This is a genomic window from Sandarakinorhabdus sp. (assembly GCF_040398645.1).
GTDB lineage: Bacteria > Pseudomonadota > Alphaproteobacteria > Sphingomonadales > Sphingomonadaceae > Sandarakinorhabdus.
This window is the reverse complement of the sequence record NZ_JBBATR010000089.1, coordinates 1-1,558: the sequence shown is the minus strand read 5'-3', so window position 1 is coordinate 1,558 and position 1,558 is coordinate 1. Positions and strand designations below refer to the sequence as shown.

1 protein-coding gene is annotated in these 1,558 nt (G+C 63.2%); it reads right to left on the bottom strand.

All coding sequences use genetic code 11. The features are described from left to right. Positions 1-1,415 (bottom strand): M1 family metallopeptidase (locus tag ABWP50_RS12975; RefSeq protein ID WP_353218408.1); only part of this gene is annotated, 1,415 nt, incomplete at its 3' end. Between the last annotated feature and the right edge of the window lie 143 nt (positions 1,416-1,558).

Here is a 1,558-nt window from a genome sequence, read left to right as displayed (position 1 = left end):
GGCACGCCGGTTTGATCGGTGAAGCTGCGCAGCGCCGGCACCACCTGGGCATTGCCGCTGGCTTCGGCGACGCTGGCGAAGAAATCTTCGGCAGTGGCGTTCTTGTAGGCATAACGGTTCAGGTGCAGCTGCACGCCCTTGCGGAAATTTTCGGCGCCAACAAAGCTTTCGAACATCGAAACCGTCTGGGCGCCCTTTTGATAGGTGATCAGATCAAAGGCGCTGATCACCTGATCGTTGCGGGTGATGGTCTGGCGAATGGGGCGCCCGCGGCCCAGCGAATCGGTGTCCATGGCGCTGAACGCGCCGGCCAGTTCGCCCGCGGCAATGCCCAATTCGGGGTTCCAGCGCTGCGCGGCCTTGTTGCCCATCCATTCGGCAAAGCTTTCGTTCAGCCAGATATCCGTCCACCAGCTGGGCGTGACGAGATCGCCAAACCACTGGTGCGCCAGTTCATGGGCTGACACGATGCCGAAGGATTGCAACTGGCTGGGCGGCGGCGCATCGCCGAGCAGGATCAGCGTGTCCTGAAACAGGATCAGGCCGGCATTTTCCATCGCGCCGCCCATCACTGGCGATGCGATGAAATCCAGTTTCTCGTATGGATATGCGATGCCGAAATAATCTTCGAGGATGCCAACGATCTTGGGCACTTCGGCAAGCGTGGTGCCCATGCGGCCGGCCTGGCCGCTGGCGGCGATCACCCGGAAATTCAACGGCGTTTTGCGCACGGCGTTGGGCGCAATCACGGTTTCGCGCACATCGAAATTGCCCACGCCGATCGACACCAGATAGGTGGGCAGCGGTTTGGACGGCGCAAAACGGTGGGTGGTCCAGCCAGCAGCGGTGGTGGCGGCGGTTTCGGGCGTGTTGCCAAACGCCTTCAGCGCGGCCGGCGCCGTCACACTGACGGTGAAGGGCACCTTGAAACCGGGCTCATCAAAGCCGGGGAACATGCGGCGGGCATCCAATGGCTCCATCTGGGTCCAGGCATACCAGCTGTCCCCAACCTTGGCGCGAAACAGGCCTTCGGCGCCGCTGCGAAAGCCGGTGCTGTAATCAAAGCGGAACCGCACCTTCCCGGCCGGCAACACGCCGGTCAGATCAAGCTGCGCCACGCCCGACGGATCAACTTCGCTGTAGCGCGCCCCATAGGTCTTGCCGCCGGCCACCACATCGACCTTGCCGATTTTCAGGCCCAGCCCATGCAGATACACCCGCCGCGTCGCCGCCTTCACCACCGCATCAATCTCGGCATGGCCGCTATAATCCGCCAGCGCCGGATCAACCTTCAGATCGATGCGATAGGCGGTGGGCCGCACCGCATCCGAAAGCCGGCCCAGCGGGATTTCCTGCGCGATGGCGGGCGCGGCAAGCGCAGTGGCAGCAAGGGCCAGCAGGCGGATATTGTTCATGGTGCTTCTCTCCAATGTCACCTTGGCTTTAGCGCGCTGGCCGGCGGAGGCAAAGAGGCTGAAAAGGGGAGCCTCCGGCGGGCAGGGGTGACCCCTGCACCCGATTGTTTGCGGGGGGTGCTTTGCGGCGGATTTGGGACGCG